This window comes from Micromonospora sp. AKA38 (assembly GCF_027925725.1).
GTDB lineage: Bacteria > Actinomycetota > Actinomycetes > Mycobacteriales > Micromonosporaceae > Micromonospora.
Genome location: NZ_BNEI01000005.1, coordinates 1575590 through 1597147, shown reverse-complemented (window position 1 = coordinate 1597147; position 21558 = coordinate 1575590). Strand labels below are relative to the sequence as shown.

The 21558-nt window shown below is 73.4% G+C and carries 16 protein-coding genes; 10 read left to right on the top strand and 6 right to left on the bottom strand.

Translation table 11 applies throughout. The annotated features are described in order from the left end of the window. Nucleotides 1-13 precede the first annotated feature (13 nt). The gene (htpG, locus tag TPA0908_RS24055; protein WP_281941533.1) at nucleotides 14-1912 is read left to right on the top strand and encodes a molecular chaperone HtpG; all 1899 of its coding nucleotides are present in this window, start codon (nucleotides 14-16) and stop codon (nucleotides 1910-1912) included. A 49-nt stretch (nucleotides 1913-1961) separates the two neighbouring features. On the opposite strand, the gene TPA0908_RS24050 is transcribed toward htpG, so the two are convergent. Next, nucleotides 1962-3524, bottom strand: coding sequence for an LLM class flavin-dependent oxidoreductase (locus TPA0908_RS24050; RefSeq protein ID WP_281941531.1), 1563 nt, complete (start codon nucleotides 3522-3524; stop codon nucleotides 1962-1964). Nucleotides 3525-3732: 208 nt separating this feature from the next. Here TPA0908_RS24050 and TPA0908_RS24045 point away from each other — a divergent pair, with 208 nt between their 5' ends. Further along, a complete protein-coding gene (locus TPA0908_RS24045) occupies nucleotides 3733-4182 on the top strand; it encodes a YbaB/EbfC family nucleoid-associated protein (RefSeq protein ID WP_281941528.1) in 450 nt (149 codons plus the stop codon). Nucleotides 4183-4375: 193 nt separating this feature from the next. Here the strand turns inward: TPA0908_RS24045 and TPA0908_RS24040 are convergent, their stop codons facing one another. Continuing rightward, a complete protein-coding gene (locus TPA0908_RS24040; RefSeq protein WP_281941526.1) occupies nucleotides 4376-6439 on the bottom strand; it encodes a M4 family metallopeptidase in 2064 nt (687 codons plus the stop codon). 431 nt (nucleotides 6440-6870) lie between these two features. Here TPA0908_RS24040 and TPA0908_RS24035 point away from each other — a divergent pair, with 431 nt between their 5' ends. From TPA0908_RS24035 to TPA0908_RS24020, 4 genes are read left to right on the top strand one after another with little or no spacing between them, the layout of a single operon-like run. Beyond that, nucleotides 6871-7788 carry a diacylglycerol/lipid kinase family protein gene (locus TPA0908_RS24035; RefSeq protein WP_281941524.1) on the top strand — a complete coding sequence of 306 codons (918 nt, stop codon included), beginning with the start codon at nucleotides 6871-6873 and terminating at the stop codon, nucleotides 7786-7788. 43 nt (nucleotides 7789-7831) lie between these two features. Next, nucleotides 7832-8665, top strand: a complete 834-nt coding sequence (locus TPA0908_RS24030; protein ID WP_281941522.1) for a nucleotidyltransferase domain-containing protein — start codon at nucleotides 7832-7834, stop codon at nucleotides 8663-8665. A 2-nt stretch (nucleotides 8666-8667) separates the two neighbouring features. After that, nucleotides 8668-11496 carry an FAD-binding and (Fe-S)-binding domain-containing protein gene (locus TPA0908_RS24025; protein WP_281941520.1) on the top strand — a complete coding sequence of 943 codons (2829 nt, stop codon included), beginning with the start codon at nucleotides 8668-8670 and terminating at the stop codon, nucleotides 11494-11496. A gap of 9 nt (nucleotides 11497-11505) precedes the next feature. Further along, complete coding sequence (locus TPA0908_RS24020; RefSeq protein WP_281941517.1) at nucleotides 11506-11886, top strand: VOC family protein; 381 nt, start codon at nucleotides 11506-11508, stop codon at nucleotides 11884-11886. 46 nt (nucleotides 11887-11932) lie between these two features. Here the strand turns inward: TPA0908_RS24020 and TPA0908_RS24015 are convergent, their stop codons facing one another. Both TPA0908_RS24015 and TPA0908_RS24010 read right to left on the bottom strand, forming a co-directional pair. Then, nucleotides 11933-14938, bottom strand: coding sequence for a glycosyl hydrolase (locus tag TPA0908_RS24015; protein WP_281941515.1), 3006 nt, complete (start codon nucleotides 14936-14938; stop codon nucleotides 11933-11935). 235 nt (nucleotides 14939-15173) lie between these two features. After that, a complete protein-coding gene (locus tag TPA0908_RS24010; RefSeq protein WP_281941513.1) occupies nucleotides 15174-15437 on the bottom strand; it encodes a hypothetical protein in 264 nt (87 codons plus the stop codon). A 96-nt stretch (nucleotides 15438-15533) separates the two neighbouring features. Here TPA0908_RS24010 and TPA0908_RS24005 point away from each other — a divergent pair, with 96 nt between their 5' ends. Further along, nucleotides 15534-16154 (top strand): L-threonylcarbamoyladenylate synthase, encoded by a 621-nt coding sequence (locus tag TPA0908_RS24005; protein WP_281941511.1) that lies wholly within the window; start codon nucleotides 15534-15536, stop codon nucleotides 16152-16154. Nucleotides 16155-16230: 76 nt separating this feature from the next. Further along, nucleotides 16231-17805, top strand: a complete 1575-nt coding sequence (locus tag TPA0908_RS24000) for a Na+/H+ antiporter (RefSeq protein WP_281941509.1) — start codon at nucleotides 16231-16233, stop codon at nucleotides 17803-17805. A gap of 101 nt (nucleotides 17806-17906) precedes the next feature. Here the strand turns inward: TPA0908_RS24000 and TPA0908_RS23995 are convergent, their stop codons facing one another. After that, nucleotides 17907-19349, bottom strand: coding sequence for an endo-1,4-beta-xylanase (locus TPA0908_RS23995; RefSeq protein WP_281941507.1), 1443 nt, complete (start codon nucleotides 19347-19349; stop codon nucleotides 17907-17909). Between the two features lie 411 nt (nucleotides 19350-19760). Here TPA0908_RS23995 and TPA0908_RS23990 point away from each other — a divergent pair, with 411 nt between their 5' ends. Then, on the top strand, nucleotides 19761-20606 hold the full coding sequence (locus TPA0908_RS23990) for a S1 family peptidase (RefSeq protein ID WP_281941506.1): 846 nt from the start codon (nucleotides 19761-19763) through the stop codon (nucleotides 20604-20606). Nucleotides 20607-20660: 54 nt separating this feature from the next. Here the strand turns inward: TPA0908_RS23990 and TPA0908_RS23985 are convergent, their stop codons facing one another. Beyond that, nucleotides 20661-20993: a putative quinol monooxygenase gene (locus TPA0908_RS23985; RefSeq protein ID WP_107158076.1), complete on the bottom strand. Its 333-nt coding sequence runs from the start codon at nucleotides 20991-20993 to the stop codon at nucleotides 20661-20663. A 121-nt stretch (nucleotides 20994-21114) separates the two neighbouring features. Between TPA0908_RS23985 and TPA0908_RS23980 the strand changes: the two genes are divergently transcribed. Continuing rightward, a complete protein-coding gene (locus TPA0908_RS23980) occupies nucleotides 21115-21420 on the top strand; it encodes a DUF1330 domain-containing protein (RefSeq protein WP_281941503.1) in 306 nt (101 codons plus the stop codon). Nucleotides 21421-21558: the final 138 nt, after the last annotated feature.

Here is a 21558-nt window from a genome sequence, read left to right as displayed (position 1 = left end):
GAAGGGAGTCGGTGTGAGCGACCGGGTCGAGACGTTGGAGTTCCAGGCCGAGGCGCGTCAGCTGTTGCAGCTGATGGTGCACTCGATCTACTCGAACAAGGACGTCTTCCTGCGTGAACTCATCTCGAACGCGTCCGACGCGCTGGACAAGCTGCGGCTGGAGTCGCTTGTCGACAAGGAGCTGTCGGCCGACACGTCCGACCTGCACATCGAGATCGAGACCGACGCCGAGGCCCGCACGCTGACCGTGCGGGACAACGGCATCGGCATGTCCCGCGACGAGGTGGTGGCGCTGATCGGCACCATCGCCAAGTCCGGCACCGCCGAGATGCTGCGCAAGCTGCGCGAGTCCAAGGACGCCGCCGCCTCGCAGGAGCTGATCGGCCAGTTCGGCGTCGGCTTCTACGCCACCTTCATGGTCGCCGACCGGGTGACGCTGCTGACCCGCCGGGCCGGGCAGACCGGTGGCACCCGTTGGGAGTCCACCGGCGAGGGCACCTACTCGGTGGAGGCGGTCGAGGAAGCGCCGCAGGGCACCTCCGTCACGCTGCACCTCAAGCCCGTCGACGCCGAGGACAACCTGCACGACTACGCCGCCGAGCGGACCATCCGGGAGATCGTCAAGCGCTACTCCGACTTCATCGCCTGGCCGATCCGGATGACCGTCGACAAGCCCGGCGAGGACGGCGAAACCACCCGCGAGGAGCAGACGCTCAACTCGATGAAGGCGCTCTGGGCGCGGTCCCGGGACGAGGTCGACGAGGCGGAGTACAAGGAGTTCTACCGGCACGTCGCGCACGACTGGGCGGACCCGCTGGAAACCATCCACATGCGCGGTGAGGGCACCTTCGAGTACGAGGCGCTGCTCTTTCTGCCCTCGCACGCCCCGGTCGACCTGTTCTCCCCGCAGGGCCGGCGCGGCGTGCAGCTCTACGTCAAGCGCGTGTTCATCATGGACGACTGCGAGGCGCTGATCCCGAACTACCTGCGCTTCGTCAAGGGCGTGGTGGACGCGCACGACCTGTCGCTGAACATCTCCCGCGAGATCCTCCAGCAGGACCGGCAGATCAGCGCCGTGCGCCGGCGGTTGGTCAAGAAGGTGCTCGCCACGCTCAAGGGCCTGTCGGCCGAGTCGTACCGCACGTTCTGGACCGAGTTCGGGCCGGTGGTCAAGGAGGGCCTGCTGGAGGACGCGGACAACACCGACGCGTTGCTCGACCTGGTTCGCGCCGCCTCCACCCACGACCCGGCCGAGCTGACCACGCTGCGCGACTACGTGGAGCGGATGAAGGACGGCCAGACCGAGATCTACTACGCCACCGGCGACAACCGGGCCACCATCGAGAACTCCCCGCACCTGGAGGCGTTCCGGGCCAAGGGCTACGAGGTGCTGATCCTCACCGATCCGGTGGACGAGGTGTGGGTCGAGCGGGTCGGCGCGTACGACGGGAAGACGCTGCGGTCGGTGGCCAAGGGGCAGGTCGACCTGGAGACCGAGGAGGAGAAGGAGAAGGCCGAGGCGGAACGGCAGGAGTACGCCGAGCTGCTCACCTTCCTCGGCGGCGCGCTCGCCGACAGCGTCAAGGAGGTGCGCCTGTCCACCCGGCTGACCACGTCACCGGCCTGCGTGGTGGGCGACGCGTACGACATGACGCCGACGCTGGAGAAGATGTACCGGGCGATGGGCCAGGAGGTGCCCCAGGTCAAGCGCATCCTGGAGCTGAACCCGACCCACCCGCTGGTCACCGGGCTGCGCAAGGCGCACGGCGAGGGCGGCGACAGTGCCGCGCTGACCGAGACCGCCGAGCTGCTGTACGGCATGGCGCTGCTCGCCGAGGGCGGCGACCTCGCCGACCCGGCGCGCTTCACCCGGATCCTCGCCGACCGCCTCGCCCGCGGCCTCCAGAGGTGAAAGGAGGGGCCCCTTCTTAACGCCAGGCGTTAAGAAGGGGCCCCTCCTTTCACAGCTGGCCGGGGAAGAAGCCGTAGCGGGCCAGCGGCTCGACGATCTGGTGCTCCTCGTACGACAGGTGCGACAGCAGCGTGTCGGTGAGCAGGTCCACCGCGTCCTGGAGTTCGGTGAAGTCGCCGGGGGAGCGGATCAGTTCCACCAGCGCCCGGTCCACGCTCTCCACCACGTCGTGGATCACCATGTGTTCCTCCGTCAGGCGGTCCAGCACCGGCGCCAGCCCGCCGTCGGCCCGGCGCAGGTGCGGGAAGATGGAGGCGTCCTCCAGCCCGTGGTGCTGGGTCACCACGGTGCAGTAGGCCGCGCAGTAGGCGCCCAGCGTCCAGTTGTTCTGCCGCATGGTCATCTCGTTCAGCGCGGCCCGCGCCCCACCGGGCGAGACCGCGCCGCGCCTGACCTGGTCGAGCAGGTCGCGCACCTGGGCCAGCTCCCGGCGCAGGTGGTCGTGCACGTCCACCAGGTGCTGTCCGGCCGCCTGCCCGCCGGCCGGGTAGACCTGACCGGCCGGCGCCGGCGGGGCGGTCGGCCGGGTCGACTCGTCCCAGGGGCGGCGCGCGCTCAGGCGTACCCCGGGGTCGGGGGTGGGGGTGACCGCGAGCGCGGTCGGACCGCCGGTCGCGGCCTGCTCCCCGGCGACGGCCCGGGCGCCGCTGCCGGGCGTGGTGCGCTCGGCAGCGACCAGCTCCCGCACCGCCGGCGCCACCTCCTGCGCGAAGAGTTGGATGGCGCGTGGCTCGTCACCGGCGAGGATGAACGTGGTGATGCCGTGCGCCAGCGTGAGCCCGGCCAGCTCCTCCACCCACTGCTCCGGCGGCCCGGCGAGGAAGCCGGTGGACGAGCGGGCGAACGTGCCGTTGACGTTGAGCATCCGGCGGATCGCGCCCGGGTCCCGGCCGGCGGCCCGCGCGCCGTCGTCGACAAGCGCGTTGAGCGCCGGCAGGTCGTCCGGCCCGTTCGGCAGGTACGACAGCGACGGCAGCCAGCCGTCCGCGGCGCGCCCGACCAGCCGCAGCATCCGCGGCTTGTACGCGCCCACCCAGATGCCCACCGGATGCGCCGGGGCCGGCCCGCGTTTCGCCCCGACCACCCGGTAGTGCTCGCCGGGCAGGCGGATCATGTCGCGCCGGTCGGCGTCCCACACCGCGCGGATGACCCGGATCGCCTCGTCGAGCGCGTCGACCGCCGCGCCGGGGGAGAGCCGCCGCCCGCCGGCCGCCTCGATCCCGTCCCAGAACGCGCCCGCGCCGAGCCCCAGTTCGACCCGGCCGCCGGTGAGCAGGTCCAGGCTGGCGACGCTGCGCGCCAGCACCACCGGTTGGCGCAGCGGCAGGTTGAGCACGTTGCCGGCCAGGCGGATCCGGTCGGTGGCGGCGGCCACGTACGACATCAGCGTCCAGGTGTCCAGGAAGGCCGGCAGGTAGGGATGGTCCTGGAACGTGACCAGGTCCAGCCCGGCCCGCTCGCAGAGCGTGGCGAGCGCCACCACCTGCTCGGGTTGCCCGGCGGCCGGCGTGAGGAAGCTGCCGAAGGCCAGCTCGGGTCCGTGGTCGGTCATCCACCCGCTCCTCGCGCGATCTTGTCCGGTCCCGCCCACGGTAACGCCGCGGCCCGCCCGGCGTCCGCCGTCCCGCGACACGCCGGGCCGTCGGCGTCCGTGCTGCTCGGGGCGCCGGTGACCGGCCGGGGTGGCCGGTGACCGGGTTCCGTCGCCGCCGGTTGCTATGGTCACGGGTGCTTGGCTAAGACGTGAAGAAAGCGCGGATATGACCAACGATGCGTTCTCGGCCGCCGCGAGCCTCGACGAGCTGCTGACCCGCACGCAGCAGGCGTTGGCCGCGATGCGGTCCCGGGCCACCGTGCACGCCGACGGCGAGCCGGGCGACCTGCTGCGGGCCGAGGGCGTCGCGGCCGGCGGGCGGGTCCGCGCGGTCGCCGTCCAGGGTGGCCGGCTGGATTCCGTCGCGGTCGACCCGGAGCTGGCCGGGGAACCGCTGGAGGCGCTCTGCGGGCACGTCGTCGCCGCCGTCAACGCCGCGCTCGCCGAGTTGGACGCTCAGGTCAGCGCCTCGGCCCGGGCGGACGCCGACGCGCTCGCCGCCCGGCTCGGCGGGCTGCCCGACCAGGCGGAGCTGTTCAGCGCGACGATGCACGAGGTGGCCGCGCGGATCCGCCGCGACCGCGCCGCCGCGTCCCGCGCCGCACGCCCGGTCTGATCGGCGGTCAGCGCCCCGCCCGCCCGTCCGTCCGGCCTGACCCGTGCCGCTCGTCCGTCCGGTCTGATCGGCGCTCAGCGCCCCGCGCCGCCCATCCGCCCGTCCGTCCGGCCTGACCGGCGGCGGCCGGTCACCGGAGACGACGGAGCGGCCGGCCGTCTCCGAGGATGACGACCGGCCGCTCGCGCTGCGGTCAGCTCAGGTTGACCGCGGTGTCGTCGACGACGAAGGACGTCTGGAGGGAGGCGTCCTCCACGCCGCTGAACGAGATGGTGGCGGTGGTGCCGGCCAGCGACGAGATGTCGAAGGACCGCTGCACGTAGCCGGTGGCCTTGTTCAGGTTGGAGTAGGTCGCCAGCGTGGTGCTGCCGGCCTTGACGGTCAGCTTGTCGTACGCGGTGCTCGTGGTGGACTCCGCGCTGTCGACGTGCAGCCAGAAGCTCAGCGTGGCCCGGCAGCCGGCCGGGATGCTGACTGACTGGCTGAGCGTGTCGGTGTGCGAGGAGCCGTAGCCGTCGAGCCACGCCTTGTACGAGCCGCCGTGCGCGGCCTGGCCGCTGTCGGTGGTGATGACGCCGGACGAGGCGGTCCAGTTCACGTTGCCCGACTCGAAGCCGGGGTTGGCCAGCTTGTTGCCGGAGCAGCCGCCCGACGGCGGGGTGGAGGTGGTCGGCGTGGGCGTCGGGGTGCCGCCGCCGGAGCAGGTCGGGTCACCCGACTGCGCCGGCACGCTGACCGCGTCCCAGGCCGCCTTGACGGTGTTGAACTCGGTGCAGCCGCTCGGGTAGAGGTTCTTCGCCGCCTGGAGCGTCCAGGTGCGGTACTTCAGGTACGACGAGGACGAGGTCTTCAGCAGCATCGCGTTGTACATGATCTTGATGGCCTTCTGGATGCCCAGGCCGGTCACGCTGCCGCCGTTGCAGGTCGAGCTGGACGGCTGCCCGTTGGTCGGGCTGTTGCCGTTGGCCAGCAGGTAGAACCAGTGGTTGCCCGGCCCGGCGGAGGCGTGCACCTCGCCACCGGGGACGCTGCTGGAGTAGCAGTTCGGGTCGCCGAGCGCCCCCGGGTTGTACATGTTCCGGATCGGGCCGGAGCCGACCAGGTTGATCTTCTCGCCGACCAGGAAGTCCGGCGCGTCGTAGCTGGACGGCTCGTTGGCGAACCACTCGGTGGCCGCGCCGAACGTGTCCGCCACGAACTCCTGGGTGCCGCCGCCGGAGATGCCACCGGGGGTGTGGTCGTCGATGCCGTGGCCGATCTCGTGGGCCACCACGTCGAGCGAGCCGATCCACTGACCGGCGGTGTTCTTGCCGATCTGGACCTGGGTGCCGTCGTAGTAGGCGTTCTGGTCGTTCAGGCCCACCCGGATCGGCCAGTAGCCGCCGTTGCCGTCGGCGCCGTTGCGGCCCAGCCACTGGTTGAGCATCTTGTGTTCGGTCTGGGCGGAGAACAGCGCGTCGACGCAGCCGGTCTCCTTGTTGGTGCCGGTGCCGTTGCCCCAGGCGTCGTCGGTGCCGCTGAACGTGGTGTTGTTCGCGGCGTCCTGGCAGCTGAGGTTGGTGACGGTCGGGTCCTTCATGGTGTACGTGCTGCCCGACTGGGTGGTGTTCAGCGTCAGCGGGCTGGGCCCGTTCCAGGCGCCGGTGCCGGTGCCGGCGACGATGTGCTCCTGCTTGCGCAGCACCGCGCCGGTGCGGGCGTCGACGTCCACGGTGAGCCGGCTGGCGCCGTCCGCGCCGGTGCCGCGCACGGTGGTCTCCCAGGCCAGCGTCGGGCTGGCGCCGAGCGTGTAGACCACGAGCGTGGTGCCCTCGACCGCGCTGACGGTCTTGAGCTGGGCGCGCGCCGTCTTCGCGGCGGCGGCCGAGGTCAGCTTCGGGGTGGTGGCGAGCGCACCGATCGGCCGCTGCTGGGCGACCGAGGCGTACTTCAGGTTGCCGGCGGCGTCGGTGGCGAGCACGAAGTCGCCGCCGACCACCGGCAGGCCCCGGTAGGTCCGCTCGTAGGGCACGTACTGGGTGCCCTCGGAGGAGATGACGGGCTTCTGCACGAACGCGTCGTCGGAGCCGGCCTGCAGGTAGGCGGGACGGTTCGCGACCAGCGCGCGGGCCGAGTCGGCGGCTGTCGCGCGGGCCTGGGCGGGGTTCGGGGCGGCGGGCCCGGGGGGCGCGGCCTGCACGGCCGCGGCGGTGCCGGCGGCCAGCACGCCGGCCGCGGCCGCGCCGGTGAGCGCGGCGAGGCGGGGTGAGAGCTTCAAGAGGGTGTGCTCCTGTTCCTAGGCGCGCCGCACGGAGCCCGGTGGGGACGGGCGGCGCGATGGTGCGAGGCGGGGTGACGGTCGGTCACCGGAGCTGCCGGCGTGGCTCCGGGTCGACAGATCGACCGTCCGGGCCGTCGGGGGTCGGCGGCTCGTTGGGTGCACAATCACACGGCGCGCGAGCCGGGAGCAATGGGTGACCGGGGCAACCGACATCTGCCGGACAGTCGGCCGTCGACGCGAATTCAGGAAGCCATGATCTTCAATAGCCCCTGATCAGGGTGAACATTGTCGTCCGTGGACGATGGTCGGTCCGAGATGCGAGGATTGCCGCTCTACGCAACCTGTGCACATAGATTCAGCGTGAACGAGCGGCCGGGCCGGTCACGGTGGCAGGCGTGGGCCGGGCGCGCTCCGGGTACGAGGGCGCCATGAGAACGAGCACCACCGACCGCCCGACCCGCACGGGCGTGATCGCGGTCGTGGCCCACCGGAAGAAGACCTTCGGCGGCGGCCTGGACGAGCTGCGCGCCCGCCTCGTCGGCGCCGGCGTCGGCCGGCTGCTCTGGTACGAGGTGCCGAAGAGCCGCAAGGCGCCGAAGCGGGTCCGCGCGGCCCTCGACGAGGGCGCGGAGCTGGTGCTGGTCTGGGGCGGCGACGGCATGGTGCAACGGTGTGCCGACGCGCTGGCCGGCACCGACGTGCCGATGGGCATCCTGCCCGCCGGCACCGCCAACCTCTTCGCCGTCAACCTCGGCATCCCGGCCGACCTGCCCGAGGCGGTCCGGGTCGCGTTGCACGGCCCGCGCCGCCGCCTGGACCTCGGCCGGATCAACGGGGAGCACTTCGCGGTGATGGCCGGCGCCGGGTTCGACGGCGACCTGATCCGCGACGCGGACCGCCGGCTCAAGAGCCGGCTCGGCCGGGTCGCCTACGTCTGGACCGGGCTGCGGCACGTGCGCGGCGAGTGCGTGCGCACCCGCGTCCGGGTGGACGGCGCCGACTGGTTCGACGGCGAGGCGAGCTGCGTGCTGTTCGGCAACGTCGGCACCATCACCGGCGGCATCCCGGCCTTCGACGACGCCCGGCCCGACGACGGCGCGCTCGAGGTGGGCGTCGCCACCGCCAGCGGCGCCGTGGACTGGGCCCGCACGCTGGGGCGGATGGCCGCCGGGCGCTCCGACGAGTCGCCGTTCGTGCGGATCACCCGGGGTCGGAAGATCACCGTACGGTTCGCCGCGCCGAAGACGTACGAGCTGGACGGCGGCGCGCGGGGGACGGCGAAACGGCTCAAGGTCAAGGTGGTGCCGGGCGGGCTGACGGTCTGCTGCCCGGAGCCGGAGGACTGACCCGGCCGTCGGCGCCGGCAACCGCGCCGGGCAGGATGCCGGCATGCGTGACGACGTCCGCGACTACCTCGCCGACCTGGTCGAGCGTGCCCGCGGCGTGCTCGGCGACGACCTGACCGGCGGGTACGCGGCCGGTTCGGTCGGGTTGGGCGCCTACCATCCGGGGCGGAGCGACGTGGACGTGGCGTTGCTGGTCGCCGGCCCGGTCCCGGCCGCCGCGAAGCGGGCGCTGGTGGACCGGCTGCGGCACGAGGCGCTGCCCTGCCCGGCGCGCGGCCTGGAGCTGGTCGTCTACCGGCGGGACGTGGCCGCCTCCGGCACGCCCGAGCCGGGCTTCGAGGTGGAGCTGAACACCGGCGCCGCGATGGCGTTCCGGGCCACGTTCGACCCGGCCGACCGGCCCGCCGCCGACGGGCGGTTCTGGTACGCGCTGGACCGCAGCATCCTGCGCCAGTCCGGCCTGGCCCTGCTCGGCGCACCCGCCGCCGACGTCTTCGCCGACCCGTCCCCGGCGGCGCTACGGGCGCTGCTGGTGGACGCGCTGCGCTGGTGGCTGGCGCGGCCCACGCCGCCCGGCGACGGGCCGGCGCCGGGCGCCGAGGACGCGGTGCTCGGGGCCTGCCGCGCGCTGGTGCGCCACCGCGACGGGGTCTGGCTGGGCAAGGTCGACGCCGGCCTGCGGGTGGCCGCCACCGACCCGGACGCCGCGTTGATCCGGGCGTCGATCGCCGCCCGCCGCGGCGCCCCGCCCCCGGCCGGCCCGGCCGCCCGCGCGTTCCAGCGCCGCGTCCTGTCCTGCCTCACCGCCGGCGGCGACCCGCCCGACCGACCGGGGCGGACCGGGGACGGGATTAGGGTGGGGTCGGGAGGTTGGTGATCATGGGAGAGTTGAGCGCGTCGGTCCGGGCCGGGCTGGAGGCGGCGGTGCCCGGCGGGGTGAGCACCCGGGCCGCGGACCGGCTGCGGCTGGCCCACGACGCGTCGCACTACCTGCTGCACCCCGGCGCGGTGGCCACCCCGGCCGACGCCGGCCAGGTCGCCGCGCTGCTGACGCAGAGCCGCCGCTCCGGCACCCCGCTGACGTTCCGCTCCGGCGGCACCAGCCTCAGCGGCCAAGCGGTCACCGACCGGCTGCTCGTCGACGTCCGCCGGCACTTCCGCGACCTGACGGTGCTCGACGACGGGCGGCGGGTGCGGGTGCAGCCGGGCGTGGTGCTGCGGCAGGTCAACGCGCGGCTCGCGCCGCACGGCCGCCGGCTCGGCCCGGACCCGGCCAGCGAGTCCGCCTGCACGGTCGGCGGCGTGGTCGCCAACAACTCCAGCGGCATGACCTGCGGCACCGAGGCCAACACCTACCGCACGCTGGAGTCGCTGGTGCTGGTGCTGCCCAGCGGCACCGTGCTGGACACCGGCGCCCCGGACGCCGACGCCCGGTTGCGCGCCGCCGAGCCGGCGCTGCACGCCGGCCTGCTGCGGCTGCGCGACCGGGTCCGCGGCAACCCCGACTCGGTGCGCCGGGTCCGCGCCCAGTTCGCCATGAAGAACACCATGGGGTACGGCGTCAACGCGTTCCTCGACCACGACGACGCGGCCGACCTGCTCACCCGGCTGGTGGTGGGCAGCGAGGGCACGCTCGCGTTCGTCGCGTCCGCGACGTTCCGCACCGTACCCGTGCACCGGCACGCCGCGACCGGCCTGCTGGTCTTCGACACCCTCAACGCGGCGATGGCCGCCATGCCGGCGCTGGTCGCCGCCGGGCCGGCGGCGGTCGAACTGCTCGACGCCGCCGCGCTGCGGGTGGCCCAGCGCGACCCGAAGGCGGACGATGCGCTGCGCGCCCTGACCGTGCGCGGGCACGCCGCGTTGCTGGTGGAGTGGCAGGAGTCCGCGCCGGACGCGCTGGCCGACCGGGTCGCCGCCGCCGGCCCGGTGCTGGCCGACCTGCCGCTGACCACCCCGGCCCGGCTCAGCGGCGAGCCCGCCGCCCGGGCCGCGCTGTGGCACATCCGCAAGGGGCTGTACGCGGCGGTGGCCGGCGCCCGCCCGTCCGGCACCACCGCGTTGCTGGAGGACATCGCGGTGCCGGTGGCGGCGCTCGCCGACACCTGCGCGGCGCTGGCCGACCTGTTCGGCCACCACCGCTACGCCGACAGCGTGATCTTCGGGCACGCCAAGGACGGCAACCTGCACTTCATGCTCAACGAGCGGTTCGCCGACGGCGCGGCCCCGGCCCGCTACGCCGACTTCACCGAGGAACTGGTCGACCTGGTGCTCGGCCACGGCGGCACGCTCAAGGCCGAGCACGGCACCGGCCGGGTGATGGCCCCGTACGTGCGCCGACAGTTCGGCGACGAGCTGTACGACGTGATGCGGGAGCTGAAGACGCTCTGCGACCCGCACGGGGTGCTCAACCCGGGCGTGCTGCTCAGCGACGACCCGACGGTGCACCTGCGGCACCTGAAGACCGTGCCGACCGTCGAGGAGGAGGTGGACCGCTGCGTCGAGTGCGGCTACTGCGAGCCGGTCTGCCCCAGCCGCGACCTGACCACCACGCCCCGGCAGCGCATCGTGCTGCGCCGGGAGATCGTCGCCGCCGAGGCCGCCGGCGACGCCGCGCTGGCCCGGGAGCTGACCGACGCGTACGACTACGACGCGGTACAGACGTGCGCCGTGGACGGCATGTGCGCCACCGCCTGCCCGGTGCTGATCAACACCGGTGACCTGGTCAAGCGACTGCGCGCCGAGGAGCAGGGCCGGGCGACGCGGGCCGGCTGGCGCGGCGCGGCCCGCCGCTGGGGCGCCACCACCCGGGGCATGGCCCGTGGGCTGGACCTGGCCGGCGCGCTACCGCCGGCGCTGCCCGAGGCGGCCACCCGGGCGGCCCGCGCCGTGCTGGGCGCCGAGCGGGTGCCGCAGTGGCGGCGGGACCTGCCGCGCGGCGGCACGCCCCGTCGGCCGCACCCGGCCGACGAGCCGGACGCGGTCTTCGTCCCGTCCTGCCTCGGCACGCTGTTCGCCCCCGCCGAGGGCGGGACCGGCGTGGCCGACGCGCTGCGCACCCTCGCCGACCGGGCCGGCGTACGCCTGCTCGTGCCGGATGGCGTCGGCGACCTGTGCTGCGGCACCCCCTGGTCGTCCAAGGGCCTCACCGACGGGTGGCGGGCGGTGCGGGACCGGGTGCCGGCGGTGCTGCGGGCGGCCAGCCGGGACGGCGCGCTGCCGGTGGTCAGCGACGCCGCCTCCTGCACCGAGGGCTTCGACCGGCTGCTCGCCGACGCCGGCGGGCTCCGCGTGGTCGACGCGGTGGAGTTCACGGCCACCACGCTGCTGCCGCGGCTGACCGTGCGCCGCCGGCTGGGCTCGCTGGCGCTGCACCCGACCTGCTCGTCGGTGCGGCTGGGCCTGGACGACGCGGTGCTCGCGGTGGCCCGGGCGGTCGCCGACGAGGTGGTGGTCCCGGAGGGCTGGCAGTGCTGCGGCTTCGCCGGCGACCGGGGTCTGCTGCACCCGGAGCTGACCGCGTCGGCGACCCGCGTGGAGGCCGCCGCCGTCACGGCCCGGCCGTTCGACGGGTACGCCTCGGTGAACCGCACCTGCGAGATCGGCCTGACGCGGGCCACCGGGCAGCCGTACCGGCACCTGCTGGAGCTGCTGGCCGAGGCCACCGTCGGATCCGGCGGGGCTGCCGGGCACGGCGATCGTGTCTAGGCTCGGGCGATGCACCGGTCCCGCCTGTACGCCCTGATCATCGACGCGCCGAAGGAGTCGGCCGGGGAGGTGAGCGCGTTCTGGTCCGCCGCGCTCGGCGCCGAGGTGCGCACCGACCCGTCGGAGCCCGAGTTCACCGGCCTGGCCGACGTGGTGCCGGGCCTGGTCACCGCCGTGCAGGCGGTGGACGACACGCCCCGGCACCACCTCGACATCGAAACCGACGACGTGCCCGCCGAGGTCGAGCGGCTGCGCGGGCTGGGCGCCACCCCGGTCTCCCGCTGGCAGGACTGCCACGTGCTGCGCGCCCCCGGCGGTCACCTCGTCTGTGTCATCCCGGTGGCCAGCGACCCGGAGCTGTTCGAGGCCACCGCCAGCCGCTGGCCGTGACGGCCGGCGCCCCGACCCGTCGACGGGTCGGGGCGCCGGTCCTCGGTCACCGGGAGTAGGGCAGGGTGATCGTCGAGCGGTCGCCGGTGCCGACCGTGGTGGGGTTGTTGCCGATGGCGTTCCACACCTCGACCTTCACCGTGCCACCGGCCAGGTTGCCCAGCGTGCCGGTGGCCGAGGCCAGGCCCTGGGTCTGGCGGTAGCGCTCGAACCCGACGATCGGGTCGGTGGCGAAGTACCGGTAGGTCTCCACCCGGTCGAAGCTGCCGTCACCGGTCAGGTCGTACGAGACCCGGGCCTGGACGCCGTTGCCGACCGCGATGCCGGCGTCGACGCCCAGGTCGAAGGCGGTGGCCCCGCCGGTGTACGTGCCGGTCAGCCCGGTGGCGGTGAAGACCTGCGGGCTGGTCGGCGTCCCGTCGTGGTTGCCGTTCGCGGCGACGACGGTGACCGTGCCGGCCGGGCCGGCGGTGCCGTCCAGCCCGCCGCCGGCAGCCAGGTAGCGGGTCGGCTCCAGCGTCGGCGTCGAGGGGCTCGGGCTGGGGCTCGGGCTGGTCGGCGTCGGGCTGGCGGTGGTCGGGGTGGGCGTCGGGGTGGTCGGGGTGGGCGTCGGCGTGCCGGTCGGCGGGGGACCGGTCGGCACGGTCACGCCGCCGGTGGCGTTGCCGCCGCTCCAGGTGTACGCCCCGGAGGTGGCGGTCTTCCCGGCCGGCACGGTGAGCCGGGTGCCGTCGGAGAACGTGACGGTCAGCGGCGCCGCGGTGATGTTCGACGCCACGTAGGTGCGTGCGGTGCCCTTGCGGAACACCTTGGCCAGCGGGTGGTTCGCGGTGACCGTGGTGTCCACGTTGCCGAGCGCGGCCAGGTTGCGGATCCAGTGGAACGTGTGCGCCTTGCTCTCGCCCTCCTCGCTGGCGAACGTGCTGTTGGCCCGGAAGTTGCGCAACGCCTCGTCGCCGTCGCCGAGCGCCAGGAACTCCCAGATGATGTCCTGCCACACCGTCGGCGGGCCGTTCTTGTTGGTGAGCAGCTCGGCGTAGTTGGCCTTGACGTACTCGGGGTGGTCGCCCAGGTAGAGGTGGCCGCCGGTGATCGGCAGCATGTTGATGCCCTGGATCATCTCCGGCGCGGAGGAGAACCAGGTGGAGTACGCGCCGCCGTCGCCCCACACCATGCCGACGGTCTTGTGCCCGAAGCCGGCCGGGAAGTTCTCGTCGTGCACGTCGAACCAGTATTCCGAGATGGCCGCCGACTGCGTGGTCCACAGGTAGACGCCGGCGTCCCGGACGGCGGTGTCGCCGGTGGCCTGTCCCCACTGGATCAGGGCGTTGGCGAAGTTCATCCCCTCCGAGGAGGACTCCTGGTTGTTGCCGGCGAAGAACGGCGCCAGGCCGGAGGCCCAGTCGTGGCCGGCGTAGATGTCGAAGTCCCGCAGGTACGGGAAGCGCCCGTCGGCCCGGTCGTAGTTGTTGGCGTCGCGGATGAGCAGGTCGACCATGCCGCCGTAGCGGGTGTCGTCGGCCCAGCCGGGGTCGAACTTGGCCACCGTGGCCGCCGCGGCGACGAAGTAGCCGTAGTGGAAGTGGTGGTCGTTGAGGTCCTCGTCGGAGCCGTAGGAGGCGGGGTAGCCGATCAGCGTGCCCCAGTTACGGTCGTAGTAGAAGAGCTGGCCGGTCTCGCCGGAGCCGGCGGTGAGCCAGTTGGTGAGCCGGGTCTTCATGGCCGCCACGGCCGCGTCACGGACCGTGGTGATCCCGAGCTGGTCGGCGATCTCGGCGATCCGGGCGGCCCGGCCGAGGCCCTTGCCGGCCCAGTAGGTGTCCTTGCCGCTGATCCCCTCCGGGTTGGCCAGCTCGGCGTTGAGGTAGTTGGTGACCGTGCTCAGGTCCGCGCCGGCGGCGTCGCCGACGGCCGGCACCTCGGGCAGCGCACCGGTGAAGCGCATGGCGGTGGTGAACGACGGCACGCCGGCGAGCACCCGCATGGCGCCGCGGGGCGAGACGTACGTCGGGGTGATCGGCGTGGCGCCGGTGAGGCTGCGCCACTGGTGCGGGTAGAGCGCCACCACCGTCTTCGTCTCGGTGCCCTCGCGGGGCGTGGTGGTGAACGCGTACGTGGTGCGCACCGAGCCGGTCGCCGGGTCGTAGGCGTAGCTCATCCGGGTGCCGGTGACGTGCGCGTGGGCGTACCGGCCGTACGTGTCGGCCAGGGCCGCCTTGTCCGCGCCGCCGGGCAGCACCGCCACCGAGAAGTAGCCCTTGCCGGCCAGCGTGGAGCTGATGCCGGCGCCGTTGACGGTCCAGCTCGACCCGGTCGGCCCGTACGCGACGTAGTCGTGGCCGTTGACGGTGAAGCCGATGGTGGCGCCGGAGTTGCGCCACACGGTCGGCGTCGCGGTGGCGGTGAGCTGCGCGGCGCCGCCGCCGGTGACGGTGTAGTAGCTGAACGGCAGGCCGTGTCCGATGGTGGCCCGCATGCTGCGGTTGCCGTCGCTCCAGTCGGCGGTGACGGTCCAGTCGGTCCAGCCGGCGGCCTTGACCACCGGCGCGGCCAGCCCGGCCACCCCGACGCGGACGTCCTCGGTGTACGGGTAGTGGTACTCGCCGACCCCGGTCGCGGTGCCGCTGATCGCCGGTGTGGTGGTGTAGGACAGCCCGAGCCCGTTGTTCTCGGCCTTGAACGCCAGCGGGTGGGCCTGGAGGTTCTCACTGGTCCCGCAGTTGTTGCGCTTCCAGATCAGCGAGGACCACCAGTCGTTGGTGGGAATCGCACCGGCCGGCGCGTCGGCGGTGGCGAAGATGCGGGGATTGGTGCTGACCGTGCCGCAGCCCCTGGGCAGCACGGCCCCGGGCGGCAGCGTCTCGGTGAAGCTGCCCGCGCCGACGGTGCCGGCGGTGGCGGTGCCGCCACCGCCGACCACGACGCCGAGCAGGCCGGCCGCCAGCAGGGACGCGGCGGCGAGGGCGATGGCCCGGCGGCGCCGGGGAGTGGACGGGAGCGGGGTCGGCGGCGGTGCGGCGCCGGGGGAGACGTCCCGCAGGGGGAGTGTCATGGAGGTCCCCTTCAGAGGAGAAGGTGGTGTCCGGATGGTGGTCCGACGGCTGAGAGAGCGCTCTCTTGAGAAGCGAGATTAGGTTCCGGTTACGCGTCCGTCAATGTTTTGTTACCCAAGAGAGCGCTCTCTCGCCCCCACCAACACCTCCACGAGCGCCCCCTTTTTCCCGGAAAGAGTGACTATCCGGGCCCGGATAGTCACTCTTTCCGGGAATTTGGGTGGGGCGGGTGGGTCAGGCGGCGGGGGCCAGGCGCTGCGGGGTGGTGGTGGGTGGCGCGTCGGTCGCGGACGACCCGGGGCGGGCGGCGCTCAGCCCCATCTGTGCGGTGTCCCAGGCGGCGCACGGCCAGGCCGCGCCGGCGCAGCTCGGGCTGGCGCACGCCCGATCCTCGTCCGGCTGGTGCGCGTCGGCCACCGCGGCGGACAGATCCCACAGCAGTGGGTCGGTCACTTCCGCCGGACGGGCGGCGGCGCGGGCGGTGCTGGATTCGGACATGGTCGATCCCCCCTGTGGTGAACGGCCCCCACCTGTTTCCGGAACCGGCCCCCGGCAAACCTGCGGATGATCGGGACGGGGCATAGGCTGGCCGGCGTGGCGCGGTACTACGACCTGCATCCGGACAACCCCCAGCCCCGGGTGATCCGGCAGGTGGTGGACCTGCTCCGGTCCGACGGCGTGATCGTCTACCCGACCGACTCCTGCTACGCGCTCGGCTGCCGGCTCGGCAACCGGGCCGGTGTGGAGCGGATCCGGGAGATCCGGCGGCTCGACGAGCGGCACCCGTTCACGCTGGTGTGCCGCGACTTCGCCCAGCTCGGTCAGTTCGTCAAACTCAGCAACGCGGTCTTCCGGCAGGTCAAGTCCGTGATCCCGGGCAGTTACACGTTCCTGCTGCCGGCGACCTCGGAGGTGCCGCGCCGGTTGCAGGACCCGCGCCGGCGGGTGGTCGGCGCGCGGGTGCCGAAGCACACCGTCACCCAGGCGCTGCTCGCCGAGCTGGGCGAGCCGCTGCTCTCCAGCACCCTGCTGCTACCCGGTGAGACGGAGCCGATGACCCAGGGCTGGGAGATCAAGGAACGCCTCGACCACCTGGTCGAGGCCGTGGTCGACGCCGGGGACTGCGGGCTCGAACCGACCACCGTGGTCGACCTGTCCGGCCCGGAGCCGGAGATCCTGCGCCGGGGCGCCGGCGACCCGTCCCGCTTCGAGTAGCGATCGGTCCGTTCCGCCGCACCGGGCCCACGAGGTGCGGCACGGTGGTTCCGGCGGACGGTGACGGGGGTACGGCGTGGACGCACTGGTGCTGATCGGCGTGCTCGGCGCCACCGTGCTCGTCGGCACCACGATCGGCGGCCGGTACAGCGTCGCGCCGCCGGTGCTGCTGATCGCCATGGGCGCGCTGCTCGGCCTGCTGCCCCCGTTCGAGAACGTGGTCCTCGAACCCGAGGTGGTGCTGGTGCTGTTCCTGCCGGCGATCCTCTACCGGGAGAGCCTGGTGATCAGCCTCCGGGAGATCCGGGCCAACCTCGCGGTGATCGTGCTGCTGGCCGTCGCGCTGGTGATCATCACGATGGTCGCGGTCGCGTACGTCACCCGGGCCCTCGGGGTGGAACCGGCCGCCGCCTGGGTGCTCGGCGCGGTCCTGGCGCCCACCGACGCCGCCGCCGTCGCCGGCCTGGCCAAGCGGATGCCGCGGGGCATCCTCACCACGCTGCGCGCGGAGAGCCTGGTCAACGACGGTACGGCGCTGGTGCTGTTCGCGGTGGCGGTGGGCGTGATCGCGGGCGGGAAGGTGCCCGGGGCGCTCTCGCTGACCGGGCAGTTCGTCGGCAAGTCGCTGGGTGGGGTGGCCGCCGGGCTGCTCGTCGGCGGGCTGGTCGTGCTGATCCGCAAACACGTCGACGACGCGATGCGCGAGGGCGGGCTGAGCATCATGACCCCGTTCGTCGCGTTCCTGCTCGCCGACGCGGTGCACGCCAGCGGCGTGCTCGCGGTGGTCGTCTCCGGCCTGCTGCTGTCGTGGGCGGGCCCCCGGGTGATCCGGGCCCGCTCCCGGGTCACCGCGTACGCGTTCTGGGACCTCTCCACCTTCATGATCAACGGCAGCCTGTTCGTGCTGCTCGGCATGCAGGTGCCGCGTTCGCTGCGCAGCATCACCAGCCACCCGCCGGTGGCGTCGTTCGGCATCGCGGTGCTGGTGGCGCTGGTCGTCGTGGTCACCCGACTGGCCTGGGTGCACCTGTCGGTCTCGGCGTTGCAACGCGTGGACCGGCGGGAGTCGCGGCGGTCGCGCCACTTCGACGCCCGGATGCGTACCGCGGCGGGCTGGGCCGGGTTCCGGGGCGCGGTCTCGCTCGCCGCGGCGCTGGCCGTGCCGGTGACCACGCACGCCGGCACGCCGGTGCACGAACGTGACCTGATCATCTTCGTCACCGTGGTGGTGATCGTGCTGATCATGGTGGTGCAGGGCACCACGCTGCCCGCGGTCGTGGGCTGGGCCGGCCTGACCGGCGACCGGGAGCGCGCGGACGAGATACGGGTGGCCCGGATCCGGGCCACCGAGGCGGTGCTGGAGGCGCTACCGGGAACCGCCGCGGAGCTGGGCGTCGCGCCGGGCACCGTGGAGCGGCTCCGCGCCGGTTACCAGGACCACCTGGACGACGTCCGCAACCCGCGCGACGAGGCGACGGACCGGGAGCGGGAGCTGGCCCGGCGACTCCAGTTGGAGATGCTGGACCGCAAGCGTCGGGAGGTGACCCGGCTGCGCAACACCAACCAGATCGACGAGGCGGTGCTGCGGGAACTCCAGGCGGCCACCGACATCGAGGAGCTGCGCCTGCTCGGCCCCGAGCTGGAGGACTGAACGGCGCGTCGATCGCCAGCCCCGCCCCCCGCTCGATTCACGGAAGGAGTGGCTGTCCGGGCCCGGACAGCCACTCCTTCCGTGGAACAGGGGGAGAGGGATCAGCCGGCGGTGCAGCTCGCGGTGCCCGCGGGGGCGGTGCCCGTCCCCTGGAACCCGAACTCGGTGCTGCCGCCGGCGCCGACCTGGCGGTTGTAGTCGACGTTGCGGAACGTCACCGCGCCGCTGGAGCCGCTGGCCTGCGCGCTCCACGCGTTGGTGACCGACGAGCCGGAGGGCAGCGTCACCGACACCGACCATCCGTTGAGCGGGCTGCCCCCGGCGGTGACCCGCACGGTGGTGACGAAGCCGCCCTGCCACTGGTTGGTGGTCAGCGTCGCGGTGCAGGCGCCGGCCGGCGGGGGCGTCGACGGCGGCTCCGACGTGGGCGGCGTCGTGGTGGGCGGCGTGCTCGTCGGCGGCGTCGTGGTCGGCGGGGTGCTGGTCGGCGGCGTCGTGCCACCGGCGTTCAGCGCGTTGAGCACCGACGTGTACGCCGCCTTCTTGTTGCCGTTGCCGTCGAACAGCAGCGGCGTGCCGCTGGCCCGCCACGAGTCGCTGTCGCGGATGCCCCAGACCGTGATGCCGTTGCAGCGCGCCACGGCCAGGCAGTCCTTGACCACGTTGCCGTACGTGGTGGCCTGGGTGCTGCCGGAGCCCTCGATGTCCAGCTCGGTGATCTGCACGTCGACGCCGAGGTCGGCGAAGTTCTGCAGCGTGGTGCGGTAGTTGCCCGGGTAGGGCGAGCCGCTGTTGAAGTGCGACTGGAAGCCGACGCAGTCGATCGGCACGCCGCGGGCCTTGAAGTCCTTGACCATGTTGTAGACGCCCTGCGTCTTGGCCCAGGTCCAGTTGTCGGTGTTGTAGTCGTTGTAGCAGAGCTTGGCGCCCGGATCGGCGGCGCGGGCGGTGCGGAAGGCGACCTCGATCCAGTCGTTGCCGGTGCGTTGCAGGTTGGAGTCGCGCCGGCCGCCGTTACTGTCGTCGAACGCCTCGTTGACCACGTCCCAGGCGTAGATCTTGCCCTTGTAGTGCGTGGCGACCTGGGTGATGTGGTTGACCATGGCGTTGCGCAGCGCGGTGCCGGACAGGCTCTGCGCCCAGCCCGGCTGCTGCTGGTGCCAGGCCAGCGCGTGCCCGCGTACCCGCATGCCGTTGGCCTGGGCGTGCGCCACGATCCGGTCGGCGCTGCTGTAGTTGAACTGGTTCTGGGACGGCTCGGTGGCGTCCCACTTCATCTCGTTCTCCGGCGTGACCATGTTGAACTCGCGGTTCAGGATGCCGACGTACGTGCTGTCGGACAGCTTGAACGCGGCCACCGCGGTGCCGAAGTAGCGGCCCTGTTCCGCCGCCGACGCGCCGAGCGTCGTGCCGGCGCTGGCGCTTGTCGCCACCGCGATCGTCGCGGCCACGGCCGCGGCTCCGGCCACGATCGACACCACCGCGGCACGCGGACGCGACCGGGCTGCCGCGCTTCCGCTGTCGCGGGCGAGCACCTTGTCCATGTGAAAGCCTTTCCTAGCTTGGGCGAATGGGAGGTCGCCCCGACCACCGCCCGTCACGGTGTCGGCTCGTGCGCGGCCGCCCGGAGGCCGCGCGGGATGGGGAGTGACTCCCCGCCACCGTGGGTCGATCGAAGCAGATCCCTGGCCGGAGAGCCTACCGGAATCATTCCGAAAACTTAACGCCGTCGATACCCGAATCTGCCCGGCGCAGCCGGCGGCCGAGCGCGTGAAGATGCGGCTCGGGCGGTCGGCCCGACCGGCGTGCCGGCTCCGGAAGTTTCGGCGCCGGGCATACCGAGGCGACCCGGTCGCGCCGCTGTCCGGCACCGGACGGCGGCCGGCGCTTGAACACCGGCGGGCCGGGGTCGATGCTGAACGGAATCGACTTCCACCGATGGAAGGATCCTCCGGATGCGCCGACCGTCGCTCGTCGTCCTCGTCCTCACCGCCCTGCTGGCCGCCACCCCGGCCGCCGCCCGTGCCGCCGCGACGACGCCGCCACCGGCGCCGTCGACGCTCGCCGAGGCGCGCACCGTCGGCACCGCCTGGGGCCACGACCCGGCCACCGGCCGCCTGACCGTCACCGTCGACGACACGGTACGCGGGGCCGCGCTGGCCGCGGTGCGCCGCGCCGCCACCCGATCCGGCGCGGTGCTGCGGCACGAGCCCGGCCGGCTGCGCCCGCTCATCGCCGGCGGCCAGGCGATCTACAGCGGCGGCGGGCGCTGCTCGCTCGGCGTGAACGTCCGCAGCAGCAGCGCCTGGTACTTCGTCACCGCCGGACACTGCACCACGCTCGGCGCGACCTGGTACGCCGACAGCGCCCGCACCACGGTGCTGGGCAGCCGGACCGGCAGCAGCTTCCCCGGCAACGACTACGGCGTGGTCCGCTACACCGGCACGGTCACCCATCCCAGTGCCGTGTACACCTACCCGGGCCAGGTGACCATCTCCGCCGCCGGCAACGCGTACGTCGGGCAGGCGGTCTGCCGCAGCGGCGCCACCACCGGCGTCCGCTGCGGCTCGGTCACCGGACTGAACGCGACAGTCAACTACGCCGAGGGCAGCGTCACCGGGCTGATCCGCACGAACATCTGCGCCGAGCCGGGGGACAGCGGCGGCCCGCTCTACGTGGCGGCGACCGGCACGGTGCTCGGGATCCTCTCCGGCGGCAGCGGCAACTGCACGAGTGGCGGCACCAGCTACTACCAGCCGATCCTGGAGATCCTCGCGGCGTACGGCCTCAGCATCCCGTGACCGACGCGGGCCGGGCGGGCGCGGACCGACCGCCCGGCCCGGCGGGCACCCGGGTCAGTCGTCGCCCGGCACGGCCATCTCGCCGAGGCGCGACCAGTCCTGCTGCGGCACGGTCGCGTTGACGACCCGTGGCGTCTCGACCAGGTGCGGCGGCAGCGTGCGCTGGGCCTCGCGGAAGTGTGCCGACTGCACGTGCGCGGCACCGGCCTCGTCGTCGCGGAACGCCTCGACCAGCACGTACTCGGTGGGGTCGGCCAGGCTGCGGGACCAGTCGAACCACAGACAGCCGGGCTCGGCCCGGGTCGCCTCGGTGAAGTCGGCCGCGATCCGCGGCCAGCGGTCGGCGTCGGACGGCCGGACCCGGAACTTGGCGGTGATGAAGATCATGGGTCCAGGCTACCCAGGCCGGGCGCCCCGATCCCTGGTCACCGGCCCCAGCAGCTCGCCCGCCGCCGGTCGGTGAACGCGGAGGGCATCGGGCGCGTCTACCGATCGGTAGCCTGACCCGGTGACCGTCTACGCCCTCGCGCAGCTCACCGTCCACGACCGGGCGCGCTACGACCGCTACGTCGCCGCCTTCCTCCCGGTGCTGGCCCGGCACGGCGGCCGGCTGCTCGCCGCCGACACCGCCCCCCGCGTGGTGGAGGGCGACTGGCCGCACGACAAGGTGGTGCTCATGTCCTTCGACAGCCGGGAGGACTTCGAGCGCTGGTCCGCCTCGCCGGAGTACCAGGCGATCTCCCGGGACCGGGAGGCGGCCACCGGCGGGGTGGTCCTGCTGCTCGACGGGATCGGCCACGCCTGGCCGGCCTGACCGACGCCACCGGCGGGCCCCGGGCGGCCCCTCGGTGAGCTAGGGTTTACCGGTCCGTCGAGGATCGGAGTGGTCATGGCAGGTGACGACGACATCTCCGGGTGAGAGCCCCGGACGGCCGCCGACGCGCGCATCCCG

Coding starts and splice junctions, on each gene's coding strand:
- TPA0908_RS24050 (WP_281941531.1), bottom strand. CDS start 3,524: ATGACCGACCACGGACCCGAGCTGGCCTTCGGCAGCTTCCTCACGCCG.
- TPA0908_RS24045 (WP_281941528.1), top strand. CDS start 3,733: ATGACCAACGATGCGTTCTCGGCCGCCGCGAGCCTCGACGAGCTGCTG.
- TPA0908_RS24035 (WP_281941524.1), top strand. CDS start 6,871: ATGAGAACGAGCACCACCGACCGCCCGACCCGCACGGGCGTGATCGCG.
- TPA0908_RS24030 (WP_281941522.1), top strand. CDS start 7,832: ATGCGTGACGACGTCCGCGACTACCTCGCCGACCTGGTCGAGCGTGCC.
- TPA0908_RS24025 (WP_281941520.1), top strand. CDS start 8,668: ATGGGAGAGTTGAGCGCGTCGGTCCGGGCCGGGCTGGAGGCGGCGGTG.
- TPA0908_RS24020 (WP_281941517.1), top strand. CDS start 11,506: ATGCACCGGTCCCGCCTGTACGCCCTGATCATCGACGCGCCGAAGGAG.
- TPA0908_RS24015 (WP_281941515.1), bottom strand. CDS start 14,938: ATGACACTCCCCCTGCGGGACGTCTCCCCCGGCGCCGCACCGCCGCCG.
- TPA0908_RS24010 (WP_281941513.1), bottom strand. CDS start 15,437: ATGTCCGAATCCAGCACCGCCCGCGCCGCCGCCCGTCCGGCGGAAGTG.
- TPA0908_RS23995 (WP_281941507.1), bottom strand. CDS start 19,349: ATGGACAAGGTGCTCGCCCGCGACAGCGGAAGCGCGGCAGCCCGGTCG.
- TPA0908_RS23990 (WP_281941506.1), top strand. CDS start 19,761: ATGCGCCGACCGTCGCTCGTCGTCCTCGTCCTCACCGCCCTGCTGGCC.
- TPA0908_RS23985 (WP_107158076.1), bottom strand. CDS start 20,993: ATGATCTTCATCACCGCCAAGTTCCGGGTCCGGCCGTCCGACGCCGAC.